This is a genomic window from Coprococcus sp. AF19-8AC (assembly GCF_003603115.1).
In the GTDB taxonomy this organism is placed as follows: Bacteria; Bacillota; Clostridia; order Lachnospirales; family Lachnospiraceae; genus Coprococcus; species Coprococcus aceti.
This window is the reverse complement of the sequence record NZ_QTMI01000008.1, coordinates 1-21,604: the sequence shown is the minus strand read 5'-3', so window position 1 is coordinate 21,604 and position 21,604 is coordinate 1. Positions and strand designations below refer to the sequence as shown.

31 protein-coding genes and 4 tRNA genes are annotated in these 21,604 nt (G+C 41.9%); 3 read left to right on the top strand and 32 right to left on the bottom strand.

The genetic code is table 11. The annotated features are described in order from the left end of the window. Window positions 1-83: 83 nt before the first annotated feature. Genes DWX57_RS13840 through DWX57_RS13815 form a run of 6 tightly spaced genes read right to left on the bottom strand, consistent with a single transcriptional unit; the run spans window position 84 to window position 1,996 of the window. Entirely contained in the window at window positions 84-362 is a 279-nt protein-coding gene (locus DWX57_RS13840; RefSeq protein ID WP_120124750.1) for a DUF4176 domain-containing protein, read from the bottom strand. A 60-nt stretch (window positions 363-422) separates the two neighbouring features. Further along, window positions 423-740, bottom strand: coding sequence for a WXG100 family type VII secretion target (locus DWX57_RS13835; RefSeq protein WP_015533471.1), 318 nt, complete (start codon window positions 738-740; stop codon window positions 423-425). Window positions 741-758: 18 nt separating this feature from the next. Continuing rightward, entirely contained in the window at window positions 759-1,058 is a 300-nt protein-coding gene (locus tag DWX57_RS13830) for a WXG100 family type VII secretion target (protein WP_022216713.1), read from the bottom strand. Between the two features lie 18 nt (window positions 1,059-1,076). Continuing rightward, complete coding sequence (locus DWX57_RS13825; protein ID WP_022216714.1) at window positions 1,077-1,349, bottom strand: WXG100 family type VII secretion target; 273 nt, start codon at window positions 1,347-1,349, stop codon at window positions 1,077-1,079. Window positions 1,350-1,363: 14 nt separating this feature from the next. Beyond that, entirely contained in the window at window positions 1,364-1,681 is a 318-nt protein-coding gene (locus DWX57_RS13820; protein ID WP_015533473.1) for a hypothetical protein, read from the bottom strand. A 24-nt stretch (window positions 1,682-1,705) separates the two neighbouring features. Next, window positions 1,706-1,996, bottom strand: a complete 291-nt coding sequence (locus DWX57_RS13815; RefSeq protein WP_022216716.1) for a WXG100 family type VII secretion target — start codon at window positions 1,994-1,996, stop codon at window positions 1,706-1,708. Window positions 1,997-2,221: 225 nt separating this feature from the next. Between DWX57_RS13815 and DWX57_RS13810 the strand changes: the two genes are divergently transcribed. Both DWX57_RS13810 and DWX57_RS13805 read left to right on the top strand, forming a co-directional pair. Continuing rightward, the gene (locus DWX57_RS13810; RefSeq protein WP_120124748.1) at window positions 2,222-2,761 is read left to right on the top strand and encodes a DUF6120 family protein; all 540 of its coding nucleotides are present in this window, start codon (window positions 2,222-2,224) and stop codon (window positions 2,759-2,761) included. A gap of 2 nt (window positions 2,762-2,763) precedes the next feature. Continuing rightward, window positions 2,764-3,237, top strand: coding sequence for a hypothetical protein (locus DWX57_RS13805; protein WP_055280679.1), 474 nt, complete (start codon window positions 2,764-2,766; stop codon window positions 3,235-3,237). A gap of 80 nt (window positions 3,238-3,317) precedes the next feature. Here DWX57_RS13805 and DWX57_RS13800 read toward each other — a convergent pair whose 3' ends face one another. The 16 genes from DWX57_RS13800 to DWX57_RS13725 all read right to left on the bottom strand — a co-directional run bounded on the left by DWX57_RS13800 (window position 3,318) and on the right by DWX57_RS13725 (window position 12,953). Next, window positions 3,318-3,842, bottom strand: coding sequence for a hypothetical protein (locus DWX57_RS13800; protein WP_118650105.1), 525 nt, complete (start codon window positions 3,840-3,842; stop codon window positions 3,318-3,320). 27 nt (window positions 3,843-3,869) lie between these two features. Further along, a complete protein-coding gene (locus DWX57_RS13795; protein WP_133300891.1) occupies window positions 3,870-4,148 on the bottom strand; it encodes a hypothetical protein in 279 nt (92 codons plus the stop codon). Window positions 4,149-4,154: 6 nt separating this feature from the next. Next, the gene (locus DWX57_RS13790) at window positions 4,155-5,417 is read right to left on the bottom strand and encodes a hypothetical protein (protein WP_120124746.1); all 1,263 of its coding nucleotides are present in this window, start codon (window positions 5,415-5,417) and stop codon (window positions 4,155-4,157) included. A gap of 3 nt (window positions 5,418-5,420) precedes the next feature. Then, window positions 5,421-6,767, bottom strand: a complete 1,347-nt coding sequence (locus DWX57_RS13785) for a hypothetical protein (RefSeq protein ID WP_207666529.1) — start codon at window positions 6,765-6,767, stop codon at window positions 5,421-5,423. A gap of 37 nt (window positions 6,768-6,804) precedes the next feature. After that, a complete protein-coding gene (locus tag DWX57_RS13780) occupies window positions 6,805-7,128 on the bottom strand; it encodes a hypothetical protein (RefSeq protein ID WP_055273941.1) in 324 nt (107 codons plus the stop codon). A gap of 29 nt (window positions 7,129-7,157) precedes the next feature. After that, a complete protein-coding gene (locus DWX57_RS13775; protein ID WP_015533476.1) occupies window positions 7,158-7,454 on the bottom strand; it encodes a hypothetical protein in 297 nt (98 codons plus the stop codon). Window positions 7,455-7,660: 206 nt separating this feature from the next. Continuing rightward, entirely contained in the window at window positions 7,661-8,353 is a 693-nt protein-coding gene (rplA, locus tag DWX57_RS13770) for a 50S ribosomal protein L1 (protein ID WP_015533477.1), read from the bottom strand. Between the two features lie 55 nt (window positions 8,354-8,408). Next, the gene (gene rplK / locus DWX57_RS13765) at window positions 8,409-8,834 is read right to left on the bottom strand and encodes a 50S ribosomal protein L11 (RefSeq protein ID WP_015533478.1); all 426 of its coding nucleotides are present in this window, start codon (window positions 8,832-8,834) and stop codon (window positions 8,409-8,411) included. 43 nt (window positions 8,835-8,877) lie between these two features. Continuing rightward, window positions 8,878-9,405 carry a transcription termination/antitermination protein NusG gene (gene nusG, locus DWX57_RS13760; RefSeq protein WP_015533479.1) on the bottom strand — a complete coding sequence of 176 codons (528 nt, stop codon included), beginning with the start codon at window positions 9,403-9,405 and terminating at the stop codon, window positions 8,878-8,880. Between the two features lie 15 nt (window positions 9,406-9,420). Further along, a complete protein-coding gene (secE, locus tag DWX57_RS13755) occupies window positions 9,421-9,633 on the bottom strand; it encodes a preprotein translocase subunit SecE (protein WP_015533480.1) in 213 nt (70 codons plus the stop codon). 27 nt (window positions 9,634-9,660) lie between these two features. Then, entirely contained in the window at window positions 9,661-9,810 is a 150-nt protein-coding gene (rpmG, locus tag DWX57_RS13750; protein ID WP_004849439.1) for a 50S ribosomal protein L33, read from the bottom strand. Between the two features lie 134 nt (window positions 9,811-9,944). After that, window positions 9,945-10,187, bottom strand: coding sequence for a hypothetical protein (locus tag DWX57_RS13745; protein WP_055280684.1), 243 nt, complete (start codon window positions 10,185-10,187; stop codon window positions 9,945-9,947). A 38-nt stretch (window positions 10,188-10,225) separates the two neighbouring features. Then, a complete protein-coding gene (locus DWX57_RS13740) occupies window positions 10,226-10,702 on the bottom strand; it encodes a COG2426 family protein (protein WP_022216200.1) in 477 nt (158 codons plus the stop codon). Between the two features lie 14 nt (window positions 10,703-10,716). Further along, complete coding sequence (locus DWX57_RS13735; RefSeq protein WP_015533482.1) at window positions 10,717-11,511, bottom strand: enhanced serine sensitivity protein SseB; 795 nt, start codon at window positions 11,509-11,511, stop codon at window positions 10,717-10,719. Between the two features lie 30 nt (window positions 11,512-11,541). After that, on the bottom strand, window positions 11,542-12,369 hold the full coding sequence (locus tag DWX57_RS13730; protein ID WP_120124741.1) for a zinc ribbon domain-containing protein: 828 nt from the start codon (window positions 12,367-12,369) through the stop codon (window positions 11,542-11,544). Window positions 12,370-12,449: 80 nt separating this feature from the next. After that, on the bottom strand, window positions 12,450-12,953 hold the full coding sequence (locus tag DWX57_RS13725; protein WP_117548519.1) for an HD domain-containing protein: 504 nt from the start codon (window positions 12,951-12,953) through the stop codon (window positions 12,450-12,452). 219 nt (window positions 12,954-13,172) lie between these two features. Between DWX57_RS13725 and murI the strand changes: the two genes are divergently transcribed. Then, entirely contained in the window at window positions 13,173-13,940 is a 768-nt protein-coding gene (gene murI / locus DWX57_RS13720) for a glutamate racemase (protein ID WP_117548518.1), read from the top strand. Between the two features lie 269 nt (window positions 13,941-14,209). Here murI and DWX57_RS13715 read toward each other — a convergent pair whose 3' ends face one another. The 10 genes from DWX57_RS13715 to DWX57_RS13670 all read right to left on the bottom strand — a co-directional run bounded on the left by DWX57_RS13715 (window position 14,210) and on the right by DWX57_RS13670 (window position 21,542). Then, window positions 14,210-14,836, bottom strand: coding sequence for a hypothetical protein (locus DWX57_RS13715; protein WP_243106247.1), 627 nt, complete (start codon window positions 14,834-14,836; stop codon window positions 14,210-14,212). Then, a complete protein-coding gene (locus tag DWX57_RS14490) occupies window positions 14,815-15,054 on the bottom strand; it encodes a hypothetical protein (RefSeq protein ID WP_243106246.1) in 240 nt (79 codons plus the stop codon). The genes DWX57_RS13715 and DWX57_RS14490 overlap by 22 nt, the downstream gene beginning before the upstream one ends. Continuing rightward, complete coding sequence (locus DWX57_RS13710) at window positions 15,020-15,352, bottom strand: 4Fe-4S dicluster domain-containing protein (protein ID WP_330423977.1); 333 nt, start codon at window positions 15,350-15,352, stop codon at window positions 15,020-15,022. The genes DWX57_RS14490 and DWX57_RS13710 overlap by 35 nt, the downstream gene beginning before the upstream one ends. 249 nt (window positions 15,353-15,601) lie before the next feature. Further along, complete coding sequence (locus DWX57_RS13700; RefSeq protein WP_120124738.1) at window positions 15,602-17,785, bottom strand: TerD family protein; 2,184 nt, start codon at window positions 17,783-17,785, stop codon at window positions 15,602-15,604. 188 nt (window positions 17,786-17,973) lie between these two features. Then, window positions 17,974-19,311 (bottom strand): uracil-xanthine permease family protein, encoded by a 1,338-nt coding sequence (locus DWX57_RS13695; protein WP_118650109.1) that lies wholly within the window; start codon window positions 19,309-19,311, stop codon window positions 17,974-17,976. A gap of 46 nt (window positions 19,312-19,357) precedes the next feature. Continuing rightward, the gene (locus DWX57_RS13690) at window positions 19,358-20,740 is read right to left on the bottom strand and encodes an amidohydrolase family protein (RefSeq protein WP_120124736.1); all 1,383 of its coding nucleotides are present in this window, start codon (window positions 20,738-20,740) and stop codon (window positions 19,358-19,360) included. 403 nt (window positions 20,741-21,143) lie between these two features. Beyond that, window positions 21,144-21,229 (bottom strand) — tRNA-Leu (locus DWX57_RS13685). Window positions 21,230-21,259: 30 nt separating this feature from the next. Further along, window positions 21,260-21,332, bottom strand: a tRNA-Val gene (locus DWX57_RS13680). Between the two features lie 32 nt (window positions 21,333-21,364). Further along, a tRNA-Asp gene (locus tag DWX57_RS13675) sits at window positions 21,365-21,438 on the bottom strand. A 30-nt stretch (window positions 21,439-21,468) separates the two neighbouring features. Further along, window positions 21,469-21,542, bottom strand: a tRNA-Ile gene (locus DWX57_RS13670). Between the last annotated feature and the right edge of the window lie 62 nt (window positions 21,543-21,604).

The window sequence follows — 21,604 nt, the reverse complement described above, 5'->3', positions numbered from 1 at the left end:
ACTGTCCAAGTGTATCATATATCTTTGATAATCTGTAAGGTTCATCTTCAAGCCTGCCAAGGTCTACATACAAAAGAACTCCTCTATTTTCCATTATTTTCCTCATTCAGGTATTTGTCAACAAATTCAAACTCTTCCGGGTCCTGAAATCCAACAAAATATACCCGTTCTATCTGGTCATGATCAAACATATACGTCTGTTTTGTAGATATATTTCCCTCTGGATAAAGGCATCCTATGTAATCCCTTACGCTATCTGAATCCTCTGCCTTCTGCAATCTTCCATATATCATCAGCCTTTTATTTGCGTTCTTTAATAACACAACCGAACCGATCGGCAGATATTTCTTAAACTCAATCATAATAACCTCCTCAATCTCAAAATGCCATCTCTGATAGCTATCAGAGATGGCACTTCTTTCCTACGAAATAATATTTGCTGCAAGCGATTCCGTTGCCGCTGCATTCTTTTTCTCTGTTGTCGTATATTCTTTAGCAAGTTCTGTAAGATTATTTACATGTTCATTAATCATTCGGCCCATGGTATCCATATCCGTCTGCAGTTTTCTAAATTTGTTTATATACGATGCAGACGCATCTCCTGTCCATGATGATGAAAGTCCAGTGACATCATTCATCATATCATCTGTCAACGATTTCGTCTGAGTCATAACTGATTTAAAATCAGCAGCCTTAGCCTCCAATTCCGCCGGGGTGACTTTCAAATTCATATCTGACATATCTGTATTTTCCTCCCTTTAATACTTTCTCTGAGCCACTGTATTTGCATTTGTGGCTTCTGTAGTTTCATAATTAGCTATTATATTGTCCAGCGCTGAACAATACTGTTCTATCAGATTACTAAAATTTGTCATCTGTGAAACATCACTCTCAACTGCAGAGCTGAAAGCTTTTTTCGCGCTACCATCCCATGTACTGTTCAGAGCCTCCTTACTGTCTCTGAGCTTTGATATCTGCTTCTTAAGAGACTGATTTTTCGAGCGAAGCTCTGTTGTTCTTTTCGTCATCTCTGACGATGTTACTGAAAATGCTCCCATACTTGATCCTTCCTTCTATTATTGATTTTGGTATATATTTGAAGCCTCCCGGCTCATACCCACGCCTAAATTTTCAAGTGCTGTACATGTATTGGATATGTCATTGTATACACTTTCGAGTTTTCCAATATATTTGTCACTTGCATCCCCTTTCCAGTTTTTTCTTATAGTCTCGACTTCACTTCCCAAATCAGATAAAACATACTGCTTTATACTTGCTTCTGAATTCAAGTAGCCATTTATAGCCGCTGCTATTTCTGAATAGTCCAAATCACTAATCTTTTTTTCCATGTGCTTACATCCCTTCAGCGAATTATGTTATCTGGTAACGATGAGGTCATATCACCATTCACAACTTCAGCAGTGATGTAGTTTCCTATAACCTCACCCAATGTATCACCATACGAATACATATCCTCCATAAATGCCTGCATAGTATCCATCTTCGATACAAGATCAGAATAAATATCTGCCCAGCCTTCACTCTCCCAATATTCCTGTATCTTGCCACAGGTTGATATGATCGTATCATACTGATTTCCCAGATCTGTTGCCCCCTTGATCAAGGTATCATGAAATGTTTCCAGTTTATTTATCGGTACTTTCACCGTCTCAACATACATACTTTCCCTCCGTTATTAAGCACCCTAGCCAATCAGAGCAATTACATTTTTTTCACAAGTCTCAAACGTATTGCATACATCAAGCAATGAGTCCACTTTCTTTTGAAGATCCTCATACATGGATTTTACTTTACTATCGCTGTTCTCAAATTTTGTATTAAATGAGTCTGCTGCAGGGCCTTTCCATTCTTTAATAAGATCTTGATAATCATTCTGGATGTTTCGTCTGTCAATTGTGCTTTGATCCAGACAGTCCTGTATAATCACAAGATCTGTGTGCAGCTTCCTTGTATCGACATTTATCTTATCCGACATAATCTTTCTCCATTCAATTATTTTGTATTTTTAGTATTACATCTTTTAAACCGTTTTGTCAACAATGGTTTTGTTTTTCTAAATTTATTTGTTTATATTTTTGTAACTAACAGCCACATTTTGACAAAATTTGTTTATTAATGTCAAAAGCATTATTGATTTTCTGATATTTTAGTATAAAATAATATTAGTTCATATTGAAATTGTATTAAAAGGAGAATGAAAATGAACACCAACTCAGCCAACTCAGCATATGAAAAAAACGAAAAAACTGTAGATAAGTATATTAAAGCTATTAAAAAAGAGTTTCCAATATACAGAAAGGGGGAAAAGAGATATTTAAAGATGCTGCGTAGTTCTATGTATGATTACGCAGTAAGTTTTGAAGGCGAGTTGATCACAGTATCACATCTGTCTAAAAAGTTTGGAAGTCCCAAGGATTGTGCCAATACATATATTGAATATTTAGGCACAGATACTATATGCCACAACATGAACGGAAAGAAATATGGAAAATATATTTTCATTACCGCGCTTTCTGTTATACTGGGTTTTGCAATATGTATATCAGTTATGTTGTATAAGGAATGGCAGATATCCAGACGTAGTGATATTGCATCAACTACTATTGTCATTCAAGAGGGTGTAACGCCAGATGATTTATCTGATAAATCACGGATAGATTCTGCTGAAGACGCACAATTAAATAATAGCTCGGAAACTCAGAATAATGATAATAACAATAATACTGATACGGAGGAATAAATATGAATAAAAAATTACGTAGATTATTAGCTATATGTTGTATGATCTTCATCTGTTTGTCTACAATAAACGTTCCAACTGTTAAGGCCGCAGAAGAAGATACGAGCGATGACTCTCTTACATTTGTGGAAGTTATCGAGGAAATGCCATCTCAGCCATCTCTGAGTAGAGCCACAAAAACCAAAAGTGCTTCCAAAACTATATACTGCAATGATTCTAACGGAAACGTTCTCTGGAGTCTTCAGATTGCAGCAACATTCCGTTATACAGGTTCTTCCAGCACATGCACATCCGCTAAAGCTGTAGCAACTTCTAATAGCTCATACTGGAAGGTAGCCACACCTTCTTGTTCAAGATCTGGCAACAAAGCAACTGCTAGTACAGTTGGGAAAAAGTACTCCTCAAAAGGCGTACTGCTTCAGACAGTTACTAAATCAGTTACTATATCATGTTCAGCTAACGGAACCATTTCCTAGTTAGTTATACAAGATAAAGAACAAGGCCACATACCACACGAAATATCTTACAGATTTTTCATATGGTATGTGGCTTTATTTTATCTGTACCGGCCAGACACCCCTACTAATGCAGATCTTATAACCAGCTCCAACGCAGTAGCAACAACGTATAATGCTATGCATATTACCAACTTCACGCCCGTAGAAAGCTTCTCACTTTTAGCAACCATAAACGTCACAACTGCCGCAGTTCCGAGCAGCAAGCCTCCTATGGCACCACCCATTATTCCCCAATATTCTATAAAATATAATACATAAAATACTACTATCCAGGCAGGAGCTTTTTGATTAGCTCCTGCACCATCTGGATATGTTCCCAGATCCATTCCATCCATAATGAGACTGATACCACTCACTGCGCTTATAACCAGATTCAGTTCTTTTCCTGCTAACGGAACTGTATAGCTCAACTGTTTATCTTTTCTTAAGGTGCCTGTTCTCTCCAGTGATCTGAGCTTGAAAGCCTCCCCACCATTAATAAATATACTTCCTTTCATGTACTCCACCAGATATTGAACACCATCTATCTGTACATTCCAGCCATATTTCTTTGTATCTGCCATTGTTTTAGCTCTCCCTTTTCCATTAAATTATTTCTCATTTTGTTTTTTATAAATTTCGGATGCCTGCTCACTCATACTCATTGCCATATTATATGCTGCGGTATTTGTGTCACTAATTGCATTGTATAGCAGCTCAAGTTTACCTACGAATAAGGTCTCCGCTTCGCCCTTCCAATTCTTGTTAAAGCTTTCTGCCGATTGAAATAAACTATCTAGAATATATTGACTTATATTATTTCGGATTCCCAATATACCATTTATAGCGGATTCTATTTGAGCATACTCATAATCTGTTATTTTTTCCAACACAAATCACCTCCCCGCAATGTTTTTATTTTCACTCTTCATGTACTTTATATATTTATCAAATTTTTGCTCTGATAATTTATCAAATACCACCGGCATACATGAACCATCTGACATAGAATAGACTCCTGAAAATTCCGATGAATCAACAAGTGCATATTCAACATTTCCCGGAAGCTTCTCTATACAATCCTCCACCAAAATAAATGTAAATGCACAGACACACAGATCATCACGCAGTGCTTCCACAATTCTATGATTTTCCAATAAAGCCATATCATCTACAAACACTATGTACCGCGGTTTCATATTTTCTACGCCGACTCCATTCAAAGCCTTTCTTTCCTCGATTGCCTGTGCCAGCATGTCTAATACTTTTCCTCTTTTTTCAGGAGTGCCTGCTACAAGACTAATGCCCGTCTCCATCTGAGTTCTCGTAAACGACTCATATTTATTCCACCCCTTACTATGAACACTATCATACACAAATGCAACCTTAAGATTCTCTGGCACTTCACTTACCAAAATCTGCGTAGACAATGCCCTAACTATATCGTATGCCTTCCTCTTGTCACCTTGTCCTACTACACCAAGTAATCCCACCTCGTCCAGACTTATAGCTTTTGGGATATCATGTATTATTCCGTATTCTTCTTTGAGTTTTTTACAAGTTCTCTTTAACTTAATATTCTGTGGTGTATTTACCATATTGGGAAGTAAGATATGCTCTGATATATCCAGATCACCTGTTCCTAGTCTATATGTAAGCATTACATCTCCCTGATTGCGAATCTTTTTCTCTCCCCTCATAATTCTAGCTATCAAATTTTCAGCAGGTACGAATTTTTCATTCATCCACCCCAAAACAGCTTCTCTGTAAAAAATTATCTGTTTGCTAATACCCTCTATATATTTTGTTCTCTGTCTTTTTATTTCCTTTCTGGGAATTTTTTCTTCTTTTCTGATGCGAATATCAATGCGTAGGATTCCCCAGGCTACAATTATTCCTTCAACCGCTGCTGCCAAAGCCTTAACAAACATATTTAGCGTATAGCCCCCCAACGGTCTTCCTGTTTTCGGATTAAAATGTACGTAATAGCCACGCAAGCATAACACAGCAAAAGCCATTAACATCATTGTTATAATCCCTATGTCTCTCTTTACATCATTGCTATATCTATTGAATTTGGGAATATCCTGTAATTTTAGATCACTCTCAACGCCCGAAAATTTTGTAAAAACCTTATTATTCATATTTTCTTTAAACATTACTCACCTGATAAATCTGATTTCAACATCACTATCTAATGCACATTTTACTTTCGTATACAGTTTTTTTAAATCACTATTTGCTATACGTCGTCCCCTCGCATCAATAACTATTGTCTGCTTTGTTCCTTCCGGTAAATTATCTTTCATTTTCTGACTTCTGATCGTAACGTCTTTGATAAGCCTTGCCCTTCCACTTTCATTTTGAATATTATAACTTCTGACATCAATGCAACTTCCATCCTTATACAAAGTCGGACTTATGCTTCCCTGAGTATTACGTATTGCTTTTTCCCCATTCAAAAAAGTCTGATTCTGTTTATATCCTTCACTTTTACTTGTAATTTCTCGAACACTTTTCTCTTTTGATGCAATTTTACCAATTTCACTTTCTTTATTTCCATTAGTTTTCATTTTTGATTTTGACGTTTTCAAAGCTTCTACACCATTTACAAATGAATCTGTATACATCTGCTCCTCTAAAGATTCAAGCACTTGGCCATTATAATATTTCGCAGATTCTTCAAACGAAACATTTCTACAATGTGATTTTTCCCTATCACTATATAATGCCGTCGATATAGCCGAATTACCTCCAATCACTGCCAAATTAACAGCATTTACATACCCTGTTATTTTATATGGGGTTAAAAAGGCCGCAGTATTTGTCATTGTCTTTGCGCATCTAACTACAATTGCAGCCTCACCCACCCCTTGCAATGCACCATTTAACATTCCTTCTTTAGCTCCCCACATATAGCTATCAGCAAAAGCTGCCATTGGATCAGTTCCATTTTGACATGCCTCTAAGCATGCCTCCTCTGCTGATATCATCGCATTTGACGCAGAATAAAACGCCATATCTGCCGTTACTGTCTCTATCATAGTTGCTGCTGTTGTACTTGTCATTGTGCCAGTAGACATCGCTGCAGCAGTAACCTCTGGTGCTACAATAGCAATCACCAGCAATCCCACTATTATGCTCGTTCCAATGACTATCTTTCCTTCATTTGTCTTTGTCCACGGGGTAATTGCATATTGATTTCCAAGATCTATACCCATCTGAGTATATGTATCATTACACGTCTTATACTCTTTGTATATATCTTGCAAAGCTTTTGAAAACTTGTTCAACCGATCAGCTTCTTCCACAAACTCATCATAAGTTCTTATAAGTGCTGGCATGTCATATAACTCATCTGCCATTTTGCTGTATCGTATAATATCCATCTGCCTTTTATACATATCTATGTAATCCCCAAAGTTTTTACTGACGTTATTAAATTGTTCTACTTCGTCCTCCAGCTTCTCAAGATGTACATATAGTTCTATACCAGTGCCGTCCATCATTTACCCCTTAATATTACTTTTTAACCCAATATTCCTTTTAGTTAATTACGTCTCCCGACAAAGATTCTCCAATATCCACATTAATTGCTTCCACAGCATCATAGCTTTCTGTAATATTTACAATATCCTTATAGTAATTAGTCATATCGTCTACGATCTCATTCATACGATCTGATTTGTCTGCCATATCTTCATAAATCTCTGTCCATCCATCACTTTCCCAATAACCATTTATTTTGTTGCACGTTTCTATAATACTTCCAAATCGTACAAGCATATCCGCATAGTTCTGCGCAAATAGTTTTTCAAATAGCAACATTTGCCTTAATGGCACCACTATTATTTCTGTATCGCTTTTCACATAACCATTCCTTCCTGAATTTTGCTCGATCAGAGTTCCTGAATCCTATCCAATACAGAAGCTTCACACTTCTCAAACAATTTACACATGTCATAAACGCCATCTATCTTATCCTTAAGATCACTATATAAAGCCTTCATATTGGTCATAGCATTTCGAAATCCTTCATCATAAGTTTTTGCGGCCGGCCCGCTCCACTGTGACGCAAGTTCTTCATATCCACACTGAATAACAAGTCTTTCGCGCATACTCGCATCAATATCGTCCTTCAACGCCTTTATATCCGCATGTAACTGTTTTGTATTAATATTTATTTTTGTCGCCATACTCATCCTCTCCATTTATGTTATATACAGTATCTTACTTTTGGATATAGTTGTCAATATGTATTTAGATAATCTATTTTATGTTGATCAGTATTTATTGTCATCGTTTTTTGCATACAAAAAGCCCCACACCCTACGCAATATCCTGAAGATATCTCATAGTGGTGTGGGGCTTTTGTGTGACTGATGCTCAGGTCAACCGGCTTTTATACGTAGCTTGTTGTGTTGATCTTTACACCAGGGCCCATTGTTGAAGCAATTACAACGCTCTTAAGGTACTGACCCTTAGCAGCAGCTGGCTTTGCCTTAACAATAGCATTTATTAAAGTCTGGAAATTCTCGTTTAACTGTTCCTCTGTGAAAGAAACTTTTCCCACTGGCACATGGATAATGTTGGCTTTGTCAAGTCTGTACTCTATCTTACCAGCTTTGATATCTGAGATAGCCTTAGCTACATCCATAGTAACTGTTCCAGCCTTAGGGTTTGGCATGAGACCCTTTGGTCCAAGTACACGACCAAGACGTCCTACAACGCCCATCATGTCAGGTGTTGCAACAACAACGTCGAAGTCTAACCATCCCTCGTTCTGGATCTTTGGCACGAGCTCGTCTCCACCAGCGTAATCAGCGCCTGCTGCAAGAGCCTCGTCAACCTTTGCACCCTTAGCAAATACGAGAACCTTAACAGTCTTACCTGTTCCGTGTGGAAGAACTACGGCACCACGAACCTGCTGATCAGCGTGACGTCCATCAACACCGAGTCTGAGGTGTGCCTCTACTGTCTCATCAAACTTAGCTGAAGCCATCTTCTTAACTAAAGCAACTGCCTCAGTTGCCTCGTAAGCAGCGGTCTTATCATAGAGCTTGCTTGCATCTACATATTTCTTACTTTTTATCATTATTATAAACCTCCTGTGGTCATATCGGGAGCGACCCTCCCACTAAATATCTGTATTACTCTTCAACTGTAACGCCCATTGAACGAGCTGTTCCAGCGATCATGCTCATAGCTGACTCAAGGCTTGCAGCGTTCAGATCCTTCATCTTAAGTTCAGCGATCTCCTGAACCTTAGCCTTAGAAATTGTTGCAACCTTAGTCTTCTTTGAGTTTGCAGAACCTGACTTGATGTTACATGCCTTCTTGATAAGAAGTGATGCAGGTGGAGTCTTTGTAATGAAGCTGAAGCTCTTATCCTGGTATACTGTGATAACAACAGGAATGATCATGTCACCCTCATTAGCTGTTCTTGCATTGAATTCCTTTGTGAAAGCAACGATATTTACACCGTGCTGACCAAGAGCTGGTCCAACAGGTGGTGCAGGAGTTGCCTTTCCTGCAGGTATCTGTAATTTGATGTATCCTTCTACTTTCTTTGCCATTTTAGCATTCCTCCAAAATACTGTGGTACAATCCACTTGATAATTACAACTTCTTGATATCAGCAAACGCAATATCAACAGTATTCACACGACCAAACATTTCTACTTCGATGGCTACGGTCTGTTTTGCAGTATTAATTGCCTTAATTGTTGCTACTGTGCCTTCCCAGGCACCTGAAGTAACCGTTATTGAGTCTCCCACTTCAACATCGATGACAACCTCCTCTGAGGTCTGATACAGATTGCTCAGCTCCTCATCAGTGAGTGGTACAGGCTTTCTTGGATCTGATCCGACAAATCCTGTAACTCCTCTGGTATTACGTACAACATACCATGTAACATCGTTCATGATCATGTTGATGAGAACGTAACCAGGAAGTATCTTTCTCTCGATCGACTTTGGCTTACCATTCTTAATCTCTGTGGCATCTTCAACCGGAACGACTACCTCTAAAATCTGGTCTTGTAAATTTCTGTTTTCTTTTGTTTTCTCAATATCAGCCTTTACTTTGTTTTCATATCCTGAGTAGGTATGAACAACATACCATCTTGCATTCTCTGCCTCTGACATATTCTTCACCATCCTTTACCCAACTATGAAATTCAAACCAATCTGGATCAACCAATCTACGATAGCTATGATACAGCCGAGTACGACTGAGGAAACAACTACCGCAAATGACTGTCTTGCAAGGGAGCTCTTGTCAAGCCATGTAATCTTTCTGAACTCTCCCTTTAATTCCTGAAACCAGCTTCTCTTGAGAGTATTTGACTTTTCTTCTTTACTAGATTTAGACATAACTCTATTCCTCCTTACTGGTTCAGACTATTTTGTCTCCTTGTGTACTGTATGAGCCTTGCAGAATCTACAGTACTTCTTTGTTTCCATTCTGTCTGGATGCGTTTTCTTATCCTTTGTCATATTGTAATTACGCTGTTTACAATCCTGACATGCCAATGTTATTTTAACGCGCATTTCCACTTACCTCCATTGTTATTTTAAGGCACAAAAAAAAGACCTCTTTCATCGCAAAGTCTACAATAACACAATCGACCTATGCAAGTCAAGAAGTCTTTTATATAATTTCTAGTATATTTGATCCTGTCCGTCTATCTTCCGTTTGTACTCATGTCTTTTATGACATCTATGAGATCCATGTCGGAATCTGTGAGCTTCACATTGGTACAAATGGTCTTGCCCTCTGTATCTGTGATCTTCACTTCTATTATATAGCCTTCCTTTATTCCTGTGGCAGCGGCTGCTCTGAGGAACATAGGGAACTTTGGATGATTCTGGACGAACCGCTCCCAGGCTCCTTTGATCTTAAACATCATTCCCGGATTAAATGCCATATTTATCAACCTCTCTGTAAATCTTACTTATATCAGTATTATTTCAAAAGACCTATCGCTCCGAACAATCCTATACTTCCAAGGTACATGATCACTCCTGCCATGATCACTCCCAGCATGACCATGATAACGCTTTTCTTCCAGTCAAGCTCAAGGAAGCTGGCTGCCAGTGTTCCTGTCCACGCCCCGGTTCCCGGAAGTGGTATTCCCACGAACAGCAGAAGTGCGATATACACTCCAGTGCCGGACTTTGCCATGAGCTTCTGTCCGCCGTGCTCTCCCTTCACAAGACACCATGTGAAGAATTTGCCTATGAATCTCTTGTCTTTTCCCCACTCAAGCACACGTCTTGCAAACCAGTATATAAATGGAACCGGTATCATATTGCCTATGACGCACACTATAAATGACGGTATACTCGGAAGTCCAAAGCCCACCGAATACGGTATGGCGCCTCGAAGCTCAAGTATTGGTACCATGGATATAAGAAATATAGTCAGATATTTTTTTAACATAACGATCCTCTCATTTAATTTTCAAGTCCGGCTCTAACATAGAACGGCTCTGTCACCTCTGTCACTTTCTTACCAAGCATGTTGTCTGCTCTGACCAGTGCCACCTCGATGCCAAATGAATGAGGCTTCATAAGAGGTATGAGTCCGGCAAATACAGGCTTCTCGTCTCCGTTTACCTCAAGAGCAACAAGATACTTATCCTCCTGTCCCTGCTCCTCCATCATCTGTATATACGCTCTGTCAACATTCTCTTTGTCTGCCAGATACTCTCTTGCAGCATCAAGCATCTGTATCGGCTGATACTTTGGTGTTCTGAGCTTGACTGTTGCGCCTGGCTTGATCTTGCTCTGTACAAGTCCTGTACGTGAGCGCTCTCTGTACTGACGGATAAACTCTCCTGATATAAAGCAGTTCTCAGTGAAAGGATTCATAGCTATTCCGCTTATGTTTCCATTTGAATTGAACACAAGATCCTCAAGCTGCTTATATGGAAGTATTATTCTCTGGAAGCCATCGTTAAACTGCGATGAAGCCATCGACTCATAATCTGTGAAGCATGGAAGTACCTTGTCTCCCTGCTCATTTGTCAGAAGTGAGAAGTTGATCTTCACTCCGTCCTGGAATGTAACCTTTCCATTCTCATCAGGCTTTGGCTCCTGGTCAAACTTTGCAGGAACTATAAATACTGCATGAACCACTGACTCAAAGAGCTGCTTAAGTGTATCCTTGTTCTCATTTTCTCTAACTGCGTGCATAGCCTCAACAAGCTCCACGTTCTCAATCTTTTTTCCAATGTCTTTTACGTCCATCTCGTTATCCTTTCATTAATTAATTGTGTATTATCTCTTCTCACCGTAATGCTCGTTGTAAAGCTTCACCGCTTCCTCATAGTGCTCTTCATCAGCCTTTGCCTGATCTGATCTCTTGGACAACACAAGATCCGGTCTCACATCCGGCATGCTCTGACCTATCCTTGAGGTAAATTCCGTAAAGAACTCCTGGCCACCTGCATATGATGCCATCGGTATAGCCACCATTCCATTTGAGGTTGCAAATATGTATCCTCTGTTCACATGATAGAACGGCTCTACAACGCGCTCATTCTCTACTATATCATCTATCTCGTATTTTCTCCACATAAATGGTATCTTACTGAAATATATCGCCTTGTCATCCATCTTCACCGCCGATGATACCGCTATCCTGCAGAATATCGCAAGTATAGCGCTCACACAGAATGCAAGTATGACTGCAATCCTTCCCATACCTTTATTGAGACTGTCCACTCCAAATACAGCCACCACAATGAGGAACAATATGAGCAGGCTTACTATGAATACCATAGGTCCAACTGTGGAATAACCTCTCATAACTCCGTTCTTATTCTTGCGGCATTTTCCGTAGTAGCTTATTCTTGAAGGCTTCATACCGAGATCCTCTCCACACAGAGGACAATACTTCTGGTTGACCGTACAGTTTGCCGGTATTGATTTGCCGCAGTGCGGACATCTGAAGAATATGGTGTTTATAATGCCTGATATAAGCGCAAGCACTACGAACAGAATCCAGCCCATGCTTATATTTCCTGCAAATGCAAATCCAAATATACACAGCACTCCTACTATTGGCAAAGCTGTAGACAGTAACTTTGATATATAAAGCTTCATCTTTCTCCTCCAAATCTGACAGTGGCATCTACACTGTCACCATCTCTGACCTGTTAAGTATAACATAATTCATCTTTTTTTCAATATTCCAGCGAAAAGAGCTGTCTGCACAGCATTTTGCCGGATTCCGTGGCAAATATATTATCGTATGCCGTCCTTATAGTATCTGCGTCCGCCTTATCCTCATACATGTTGACGAGGAAATCGGCCTCCACCAGTATCTGATAATCCAGACCGTCTATATTCCTGTAGGTGTGGTGATGTGCCACCAGATAACATGCCCTCTCCACTGCGGCATCTTCTGCACCTGCCTCTCTGAGCAGCCGTCTTGCCTCAGGTGGTCCCTCCTGTTCCTGCAGCTTGCCATTATTATATCCATATTTCAGTTCTGCGTTCTTTATGCCTATATCGTGGGCAAGTGCTGCGATCTCCAGGACCTGCATCTCGTCGGGCTCCATGCCCTCCATCTCAGCTATCAGCTTCGCAAATGAATGAACCTTCAGGAAGTGATGTACCCGTCTGGAATCCCCGGCATAGTATTCAATCATTTTCTCTTTTACTATAGAAACCAAATCTCGTGCCATGTCATCATCCGCCTTTCTTTGTGACTCGTATCATTCTAACACCACTATTTGTGAATAGTCTATACAGTTTATAAACATTTAATCTTCCTTACGCTCGGATTTTCTGTTACTTCTATAATATATACTTCCGTAAGTTGTTTTTTATTGACTATAATAGTATAATTTTAGGTTGGAGATAAACTATCAATACAAGTGATACAAAACATTGGAGATTTTATTATGGACACACGTTCAATTGGAGTATTCGACTCAGGGCTCGGCGGAATAAGCGTTCTACGGGACATCGTGGAACTCATGCCCTGTGAAAATTATATATATTTTGGCGATTCGGCACACGCACCTTACGGAACAAAGACCAGAGAGGCTATTCTTGAGAGATCGGAGCAGTGTACCAATTTTCTTCTCGCAAAGGATGTGAAGGCGATTGTCATCGCCTGCAACACCGCCACAAGTGTTGCAGCCTCGACACTGAGACAGCAGTATCCTTCCATACCGATCATCGGTATTGAACCGGCTCTGAAGCCTGCGGTTCTGTGGAAGGAGCACGACAAGGTAGCTGTCATGGCGACGCCTGCCACACTGGCTCTACCTAAATTTCATGAACTCATGAAACATTATTCAAAGGAGTCCGATATCTACCCGGTTCCATGTCCGGGCCTTGCAGATTATGTTGAGAGAGGAATATTCGACGGTGAGGAGATCACTGAATTCCTGAAGGGACTGCTCGCCCCATCTCTGGAGAAGCATGTGGATGCAATCGTTCTCGGCTGCACTCATTATCCTTTTGTGGAAAAGGTTATACAGCGCATAGCAGGACCTGACGTGAAGATCTTCAACGGAGCCCACGGCACCGCCCTGGAGCTTCAGAGGAGACTGCGCATCGCTGAGCTTCTCACGCCTTCCATAGAGAAGGGCACTGTGGAGTTCTACAGCAGCAGCACAAACCCTGAAACCATTAAACTTTGTCACCAATTGTTTGAAGCGTAATTGACGGACGGCTCAAAACATATATCCAACATAAAAAAGTCCGTGTATGTACATGGTCAATCACGTTCTACAGCTGTCGCTTCAAGCATTTCTATATGCATGCGGCTCCGCACGCGATAAGGGCGTTTGCGTGCTATGCCTTAGCACAGAAATGCTCGAAGCTCGGCTGTATTCACTACCGATTGTCCATGTACATACACGGCTTTTTTGCTGAATATATGTTTTGAGCCTGACTACGACTTATTATTCAAAGCTGGTTCTCAGAATTGTTAAAATGCATATGGGTGATCCCACACTTTGAGCTTCGTGCCTATATCATGGACAAGGGCATAGGTGTAACATTCATATGCCCAGGCGACATCCTCTGTCGGCATGCCCTCTATGGATACGAGGATGATCTCGTCGTCAGATTCACGGCCGGGCTTCTTGCCACGGATTATCTCCCCGAATGTAGTAAGGGAATCCCTCTCTATCAATCCATCCTGCACCATGTATACGAAGTCCTCTCCCATGCAGCCTGTGTGGAGTCTGTTGCCCTCCGCATCATATCCAACATTATCTTCCTCTGCGTAGTTCTCGTACATTCCGTAGTTGTCTATGACTTTTTTCAGGTCAACAATGCTCTTATGCTCCATATTGAAGGTACTTGTAGAGATGACCAGCGCTCCGGGCTTGAGCCACTCTCGCTTGTACTCTGGCCACTCGCCCTCCTTACATGAGACTGCCTCGGTTATGATGTCGGCATCCTTAAGTGCCTCCTCCATATCCTTGCACAGAACTATATTTTTTACCTGAGGATAATTTTCCTCTATGTACTCTTTCATCTTGATCGCATTTGCCGATGTCGGTGAGCTGCCCTTTATCTTGATGGTGTCTATGTCAAATCTCTGTGACATGATGGCACTGAGACTTGATCTGCAGGCATAGCAATGAATCTTCTGTCTCTTGCATTATTGACAGGAAAATTCTCTATAGGCGACTTCTTAGGGAAATATAACATAAGTCCATGGGCATCATTATACGGGCCGCCCATGAGGAAATCCCCATCCTCCATGAGTCCCATTGTCTCTTCCATCACATCAACGCATCTTCCAGGATGAAGCACTCCTGACATTTACGACCTCCGCCTCGCACACCTCATGTCCATCACGGCCAAGTGCCACTCCCTTTGTTCCTTTCTCAGGAATAGGCAAGAATTCATACGGAAGTGTAACCGTTCCATAGCCATCCCCGGTATCCTCGTCCACCAGGAATATCGCCTGTCCTGAACAGCTTGCAACACACATACCACATCCTATACATGGATTCTCCGTCACCGTTGGAAGTGATGTAATATTTGCGCCTATGCTTATACATCCCTTCGGGCACGCATCCTGACATGGGTTGCACGGAATGTATGTGGTCAAATACATGCAGAGCCACAACACCAGGATCGACGCCATAGGAGCCTGCGACTGCTATACACTTGACATCCCAGGAAGCAATCCCAAGTCCAGGTATTACCGTACCAAGAACGTATTCTTCTTCGCCCCATACCTTGAGAACTCGGACTGCAACTATGTACTTCCAGCAGGACGATACCTCTCCATGACATACAGGGGTGACCTGACCAAGACAAGGGAACTGCTGCCACTGCTCACTCTATTCTCTAAAAATTGTATCTACAGATACTCACCCATGAACAGCTCCGTGTCGTATGGGGTTATCACCATTTTATCACGCTCATTCTCCACTGTGTCATTATTCAGATACAACTCAGTGTCAAACACAATGTCAGCATCCTCCCTGTTGTCCACCAGCACTCCTCTGCCCATGACATTGAGCGCGATAAGATCATAGAGATCTGGTTTCTTCACATTCACCATGGAATAGCATACCGCCGCAACTCCAGATAGATTGCTCTCCAGATTATTACCACCGATATTCGCATGGATGCCACTGAGCGACATATTCATGTCACACCAGATGAACTCCCTCTTCACACAGTCAAATATGACAGGAATGCACACCATGCTGTCCGCCGTCAGATCAAGCTTCTGTTCCACCGTCTTTGGCTCATATATCTCGCCCGAATCCACATCAGCTCTCTCCATCCAGCCAAACATTGCGTGAGGCATATCCGCATAGGTCTGACAGGTAAAGCTGTACACCTGGTACACCACATACCTTGCCCCACATCTCACAACGGAATCCACGTCCACATCAAGGAACTCACTGACACCATCACCATCCACAGGACCGCCATTTACAATGTCTCCCGAATGACATGCCTTATACTTCTCAGATTTCAGATTGGTATATGACACATGCTCCATGTAGTTCCAGTTCTCGTCAAATATAGCCGCCGACAGGTCTATGTCGACTCTTCCATCGTCATACGACCCCAAATCACATTTGTCCATATTCGTCCACCATATAAATGCCCTCACAGCATTTGTCTGCGAAGCCATAGGGAGTCTCGAGCCTCTGACTATAGTCTTAAACGCCTTGCTGGCACTTCTCTGGCTGAATGGAACCACATAATTCCTGTAATCATCAGACAGATACACCTTGCCCATAGGCTCCCTCTGTCCATAGATCTTCACAAGGGCATTTTCGCAGATTCGAACAACTTCCTGACAGTACCTCTCATCTATATCTGGCAGATCGTTTCGCTCGCTGTGGCACTTTGCAAGGCTCCCCTTTGGGAAGAACACTCTCACATCTGCATGCTCAGATCTGTGCAGAAAGTGCTCTCTCACCTGAAGCAGTACTGGTGTTGACACCTTCTCCGCCACAGACGCAAAGCTCCTTATAACAGACTCTTTATGTGCCACTCTGAGCAGCTGATCCAGTCTCCTTGCCAGTTCACCTGGTCTCTTCACCAGTTCTGCAAGCGCACTTTCATACTCACCGTAAGCAAGGTCAAACTCAACCTTTCCCGCAAATGTCTCTATCTTCCTGTTATTTCTCAGCTTGTCAAATGCATTTATCGCCCTGTCATATGCCAGAGTATATCTGCTGCAGTCAAACTCAGAAGGATGGATCCTCTCTCCAATCCTGATCCATCTCTCCTTATATCTCAGCATGTCCCCCTCTATATTCGGACATCCCGACAGAAGCTCCATGATCATCCTTCTCTGTCTGCGGGTAAAACTCTTATATCTCGTATTCTCCGCAAGGCTCACATCACCATCGCTCATTGCTGTGACGAGTCTCAGCACATCAGTTGCTGTCTTTATATACTTTCTGAGCCCGCTGACTCTTGCCAGAGGATTCTTCTGCAGATAGAGCGCAGAGATGTACGCAGCATTCTCCTTGTGTGGTATGTTATCAGGCAGCTTCATATTCTCAGTCTCGAATAAATATGCTACATCCTCCCTGTCAGTTCTTGATATGGATGTTCTCGACGTACAGATATTGTCAAATATCTGTCTCACATCAGCCTCACTTCCAAGCTGCAGAACTTTGACCTTCGTCTCATCAAAAAGTGGCAGTCTGTCATTTACACGCTTTCTGTGATTCTTTGGATACAGGATACCATCCGACCAGTAATGCACCATCGCATTTATATACAACTCAGAAAAATGTGCATCCATAACGCCCTTAGGGAAATCGGCATACATAGGCATATACACAACATTTGCACCTTTCAGCTTCATAAGCGCAGCTTTGAGTTCAAGATAAAATTCTGTCAGTTCATTGACGCTGTATGTTCTGAGAACGTCAAACACCTCCCTGGAAAATGTATATCCAAGTTCTTCGATGTTCTTCATAATGGTCGTTATGCAACGGTCATTTGCCACCTTTGCAGTACCAATGCCAAGTATCACTTTGTTTTTACGCCTGAGCAATATCTCGTTCATAGCTTTTCTCCTTATTAATGAGGAAACCGGTGGCGGTAAGCTTTTACATTTATCATCCCAATTAAGAAGGAACCACCACCATAGCCTCTTATGATCCTGTATTCAGGGCCTCAATAACTTATGAACCCAATATATCAAACCATGATCGTCAAATCAATGAACCGCTAGTTTAGAAGTCACGCAGTGGGCTATCCCTCAAGCGCGACCTTCACAACCTTTTTCTTTCTGGGAAGGCAGAGCTGGAGCACCACCGCTATGGTTGCACCAACTGCAGTACCTGATGACATGAAGTAGTTCAGGAACTGAGGCATTGCGTTCATCACATCTGTAGGAATGACTATAGTTGCCACAGCAGCCACGACTGAGATTCCAACGATAAGTGATGATCTCTCATCAAGAGGCTCACTCTGTATGATCTTGATTCCATTTGATATGAGCAGGATACATACAACCGCAAATACACCATTTACGACAGGTGTCGGTATACATGATATGACGGTCATAAGCTTTGGACATACGCCGAGCACCATGAGTATCATACCACCCGCAATGATCGCCATACGGCTTCCGACCTTTGTGATCGCAAGGACTCCGGCATTTGAAGAATAACCTGTCATTGGCGTTCCGCCGAACAGTGAACCAACAAGACATCCAACACCTTCACCTATGGTAGCACGATCTATTCTCTTATCGCTGAGATCCTCACCTGTGATGGCGCTGATCGTCACCCATGTTCCTGTTGTATCGAGAAGTACGATAAGGTAAATGAACATCATGAGTATACAGGACTTGATCTCAAACTTTGGAAGTCCAAAGTGGAAAAACTCCGGAAGCTCGAACCATGCTGCATCGTGTACAGAGCTGAAGTCCGCAGCTCCCATTGCTGCAGCAACCACGGTTCCGGCAACCAGTGCAAGTATTACTGATACCATGTGAAGTATCCTGTTATGCTTAAGCTTGTACTGAAGTATCATACATACGATGAGCACTCCTGCAGCAGTAAGACCTGATGCTACATTTGCACTTAAGTTTCCATCTGAGCTTGCGATCCCTTTGGCCGCTGTAGGTGTCAGTGATATTCCAACTATAAGTATGATGATACCACCGATAAATGGAGGTATTGCCTTTCTCACAAATTTTGAGAATCCCTTGAATATACCCAGCAATATGATCATGATCGCTCCGGGGATCAGACTTCCTATCATTGCACTGACTCCCATGGTCGCGCCTATCGTACACAGAGCTCCAAGCGGTACATATGATGGACCCTGTATGATAGGGTACTTCATGAAGAATCCCGCCTGGAGTATAGTTGCAATTCCACATGCAAAGAAACTCATCTGAAGGAAAAATGATAACTCTCCTCCGGCAAGTCCTATCGCCGCTCCAAGTATCAATGGCATGATATACAGATCCATTGACAATACATGCTGCATTCCGAGAAATGCCGCCTTGCCACAGCTTATCTTTTCATTTACGCCAACTATGAGCTGGCTGTCATTTTCTACTATCTTCTTATCTTCCATATAAATGCGCCTCCTTATCTGCTGTTATATAATTCGAATTTCCATTCTATAATTTATCTGCAAGCTGCTTTCTGAGAACCACAAGCTCGCTGTTTATTTCATCTATCAGGCTTCGCTCATCTATGCCACAAGTGAACTTTCCTCCCTGATATACAACCTTTCCATTTACTATCGTTGTATCGATATTTTCCTCGGATGACGCATATACGACCGTCGCCTTTGCATCATGCATAGGTGCCGACTTCAAATGATTAGGGTCAAATATTATTAAGTCCGCATTCTTGCCGGACTCCAATGTTCCCAGCTTGTCAGCCATTCCTATTGCCTTTGCTCCCCCAGCCGTCACCATGTGTATGATATCGTCTGCGCTGATGACTGCCGCATCTCTGTGTATTCCCTTCTGTATGAGAGCCGCCAGCTTCATGCTCTCCAGCATATCCGTGCTGTTGTTGGACGCCGCACCATCCGTTCCTATAGATACATTTACCCCGGCTGCAAGGCTCTCTGGAATAGGTGGTATTCCTGAACCAAGATAAAGATTAGGTGCTGGATTGTGGCTTATCGACACTCCATATTTTGCAAATCTCTCTATGTCATGAGGTGTGAGGTTTACACAGTGGACTGCCAGGAATTTGTCTGTCAGGAATCCTATCTCCTCAAGCATATCCACTATATCCTTGCCGTAATATCTTCCGCACATCTCATTGTCGACCTCGGTCTCTTTGATGTGCATTGAATACCTAACATTCTCGCTGAGACAATACTCAAGCATCTCCTGATAGCCTTCCTTTGTGGTTGACCAAGTGACATCCGGACCTGTCCAGATCGAAAGCATATCATTTTCTTTATAAGCTTTCTTCAGTGCATCGACTTCCTTCATGGCCTTGCCAGCAGGCTCAAGGAAGCACTTCGGCATTCCGTATTCCTCTCCGGTATCCTGAAATGTTCTGATAAATACACTACGGATACCAGTTGATACCATTCCATCTATACAGGAATGAGCCAGTTCAGAATCCTGATTGGTGTAGAAGAACTCACTCATGGTCGTACATCCACTCTTTATTGCCTCCATACATGCAAGCTGTGCTGCCAGCTCATGCTGATGTGGTGTCATATACTGTCCATATGGGAGTGCTGAAAGATTCAACCACTCTATCAATCTGTGATCAGCTCCAAGACCTTTCAGGAAAGACTGGAATATATGTATATGTGTATCTATAAATCCCGGAAATACTACCTTGCCCTCGGCATCTATCACACGTCCGGCGCCCTCACATTCCTGAAGCTCATCCGGTGTCAGCTCGTTCATTTCCTTTATCAGAGTTATCTTCTCTCCCTCTATTCCTATGATTCCTTTCGCATACACTTTTCTGTCCTCATCCATTGTGTGTATCTGCGCATTTTTGATTATCAGATCATAACTCTTCATAGCTCTTTCCTCCTGACTTTGAATATCCACTAAAAAAGGAGTCCTTCCCCAGCAGTGTGTGTTAAAACATTCCACACAAACTACTTTTGAAAAGACTCCTTTGTCCTGTTCTAAATCTTCTGTATTACATTTTCATTTTCCGCGGTATAAACAAAAAAAGAACCATACAGCTATCTGTTTTGGTGTTAAGGAAAACAGATAAAACTTTTGGTCCCTGATGGCTCGTATCTTAGCACTATCCCGTCAAATGGTCAATACTCATAACCTCTGTTGTTATATTTTTATTTTTTTAAAGGACTTTACCTTAATATCTTATGTTTATGCCATTTTTGCTTAATATTTTAAGGTAAAGAAAAAAGCCTGAACCCCTTGATTTTCCTTAGGTTTCAGGCTTTTAATTTAATGCCGGCGACCGGAATCGAACCGGTACGGGAGGTTAGTCCCGCAGGATTTTAAGTCCTGTGCGTCTGCCAGTTCCGCCACGCCGGCATTCTGCACCTTATTAAAAGGTTTAGAAAATGGGACCTATAGGGCTCGAACCTATGACCCTCTGCTTGTAAGGCAGATGCTCTCCCAGCTGAGCTAAGATCCCATTTGTTAAAAAGTATTCTATTGTGAATACAGCGCCCCGGATGGGGTTCGAACCCACGACCTCCGCCGTGACAGGGCGGCGCTCTAACCAGCTGAGCCACCAGGCCATATTCATTGTTTCTTATTATTAGTAAGAGTGGACGTTCGGGGACTCGAACCCAGGACCGATCGGTTATGAGCCGATTGCTCTAACCAACTGAGCTAAACGTCCTCATTTAAGTGGGACCTATAGGGCTCGAACCTATGACCCTCTGCTTGTAAGGCAGATGCTCT

Excerpts from the sequence above, each read along its gene's own strand:
- DWX57_RS13745 (WP_055280684.1), bottom strand. The coding sequence starts at position 10,187 with ATGGCATTTAATCCGGGAATGATGTTTAAGATCAAAGGAGCCTGGGAG.
- DWX57_RS13820 (WP_015533473.1), bottom strand. The coding sequence starts at position 1,681 with ATGTATGTTGAGACGGTGAAAGTACCGATAAATAAACTGGAAACATTT.
- rpmG (WP_004849439.1), bottom strand. The coding sequence starts at position 9,810 with ATGCGCGTTAAAATAACATTGGCATGTCAGGATTGTAAACAGCGTAAT.
- DWX57_RS13740 (WP_022216200.1), bottom strand. The coding sequence starts at position 10,702 with ATGTTAAAAAAATATCTGACTATATTTCTTATATCCATGGTACCAATA.
- DWX57_RS13805 (WP_055280679.1), top strand. The coding sequence starts at position 2,764 with ATGAATAAAAAATTACGTAGATTATTAGCTATATGTTGTATGATCTTC.
- DWX57_RS13785 (WP_207666529.1), bottom strand. The coding sequence starts at position 6,767 with ATGATGGACGGCACTGGTATAGAACTATATGTACATCTTGAGAAGCTG.
- DWX57_RS13810 (WP_120124748.1), top strand. The coding sequence starts at position 2,222 with ATGAACACCAACTCAGCCAACTCAGCATATGAAAAAAACGAAAAAACT.
- DWX57_RS13710 (WP_330423977.1), bottom strand. The coding sequence starts at position 15,352 with ATGTATTTGACCACATACATTCCGTGCAACCCATGTCAGGATGCGTGC.
- DWX57_RS13725 (WP_117548519.1), bottom strand. The coding sequence starts at position 12,953 with ATGGCACGAGATTTGGTTTCTATAGTAAAAGAGAAAATGATTGAATAC.
- DWX57_RS13695 (WP_118650109.1), bottom strand. The coding sequence starts at position 19,311 with ATGGAAGATAAGAAGATAGTAGAAAATGACAGCCAGCTCATAGTTGGC.
- DWX57_RS13840 (WP_120124750.1), bottom strand. The coding sequence starts at position 362 with ATGATTGAGTTTAAGAAATATCTGCCGATCGGTTCGGTTGTGTTATTA.
- DWX57_RS13830 (WP_022216713.1), bottom strand. The coding sequence starts at position 1,058 with ATGGGAGCATTTTCAGTAACATCGTCAGAGATGACGAAAAGAACAACA.
- DWX57_RS13700 (WP_120124738.1), bottom strand. The coding sequence starts at position 17,785 with ATGAACGAGATATTGCTCAGGCGTAAAAACAAAGTGATACTTGGCATT.
- DWX57_RS13730 (WP_120124741.1), bottom strand. The coding sequence starts at position 12,369 with ATGAAGCTTTATATATCAAAGTTACTGTCTACAGCTTTGCCAATAGTA.
- nusG (WP_015533479.1), bottom strand. The coding sequence starts at position 9,405 with ATGTCAGAGGCAGAGAATGCAAGATGGTATGTTGTTCATACCTACTCA.
- DWX57_RS13800 (WP_118650105.1), bottom strand. The coding sequence starts at position 3,842 with ATGGCAGATACAAAGAAATATGGCTGGAATGTACAGATAGATGGTGTT.
- DWX57_RS13715 (WP_243106247.1), bottom strand. The coding sequence starts at position 14,836 with ATGTCACAGAGATTTGACATAGACACCATCAAGATAAAGGGCAGCTCA.
- secE (WP_015533480.1), bottom strand. The coding sequence starts at position 9,633 with ATGTCTAAATCTAGTAAAGAAGAAAAGTCAAATACTCTCAAGAGAAGC.
- rplA (WP_015533477.1), bottom strand. The coding sequence starts at position 8,353 with ATGATAAAAAGTAAGAAATATGTAGATGCAAGCAAGCTCTATGATAAG.
- rplK (WP_015533478.1), bottom strand. The coding sequence starts at position 8,834 with ATGGCAAAGAAAGTAGAAGGATACATCAAATTACAGATACCTGCAGGA.
- DWX57_RS13790 (WP_120124746.1), bottom strand. The coding sequence starts at position 5,417 with ATGTTTAAAGAAAATATGAATAATAAGGTTTTTACAAAATTTTCGGGC.
- DWX57_RS13775 (WP_015533476.1), bottom strand. The coding sequence starts at position 7,454 with ATGGCGACAAAAATAAATATTAATACAAAACAGTTACATGCGGATATA.
- DWX57_RS13690 (WP_120124736.1), bottom strand. The coding sequence starts at position 20,740 with ATGAAGAGTTATGATCTGATAATCAAAAATGCGCAGATACACACAATG.
- DWX57_RS13825 (WP_022216714.1), bottom strand. The coding sequence starts at position 1,349 with ATGGAAAAAAAGATTAGTGATTTGGACTATTCAGAAATAGCAGCGGCT.
- DWX57_RS13835 (WP_015533471.1), bottom strand. The coding sequence starts at position 740 with ATGTCAGATATGAATTTGAAAGTCACCCCGGCGGAATTGGAGGCTAAG.
- murI (WP_117548518.1), top strand. The coding sequence starts at position 13,173 with ATGGACACACGTTCAATTGGAGTATTCGACTCAGGGCTCGGCGGAATA.
- DWX57_RS13735 (WP_015533482.1), bottom strand. The coding sequence starts at position 11,511 with ATGGACGTAAAAGACATTGGAAAAAAGATTGAGAACGTGGAGCTTGTT.
- DWX57_RS14490 (WP_243106246.1), bottom strand. The coding sequence starts at position 15,054 with ATGTCAGGAGTGCTTCATCCTGGAAGATGCGTTGATGTGATGGAAGAG.
- DWX57_RS13815 (WP_022216716.1), bottom strand. The coding sequence starts at position 1,996 with ATGTCGGATAAGATAAATGTCGATACAAGGAAGCTGCACACAGATCTT.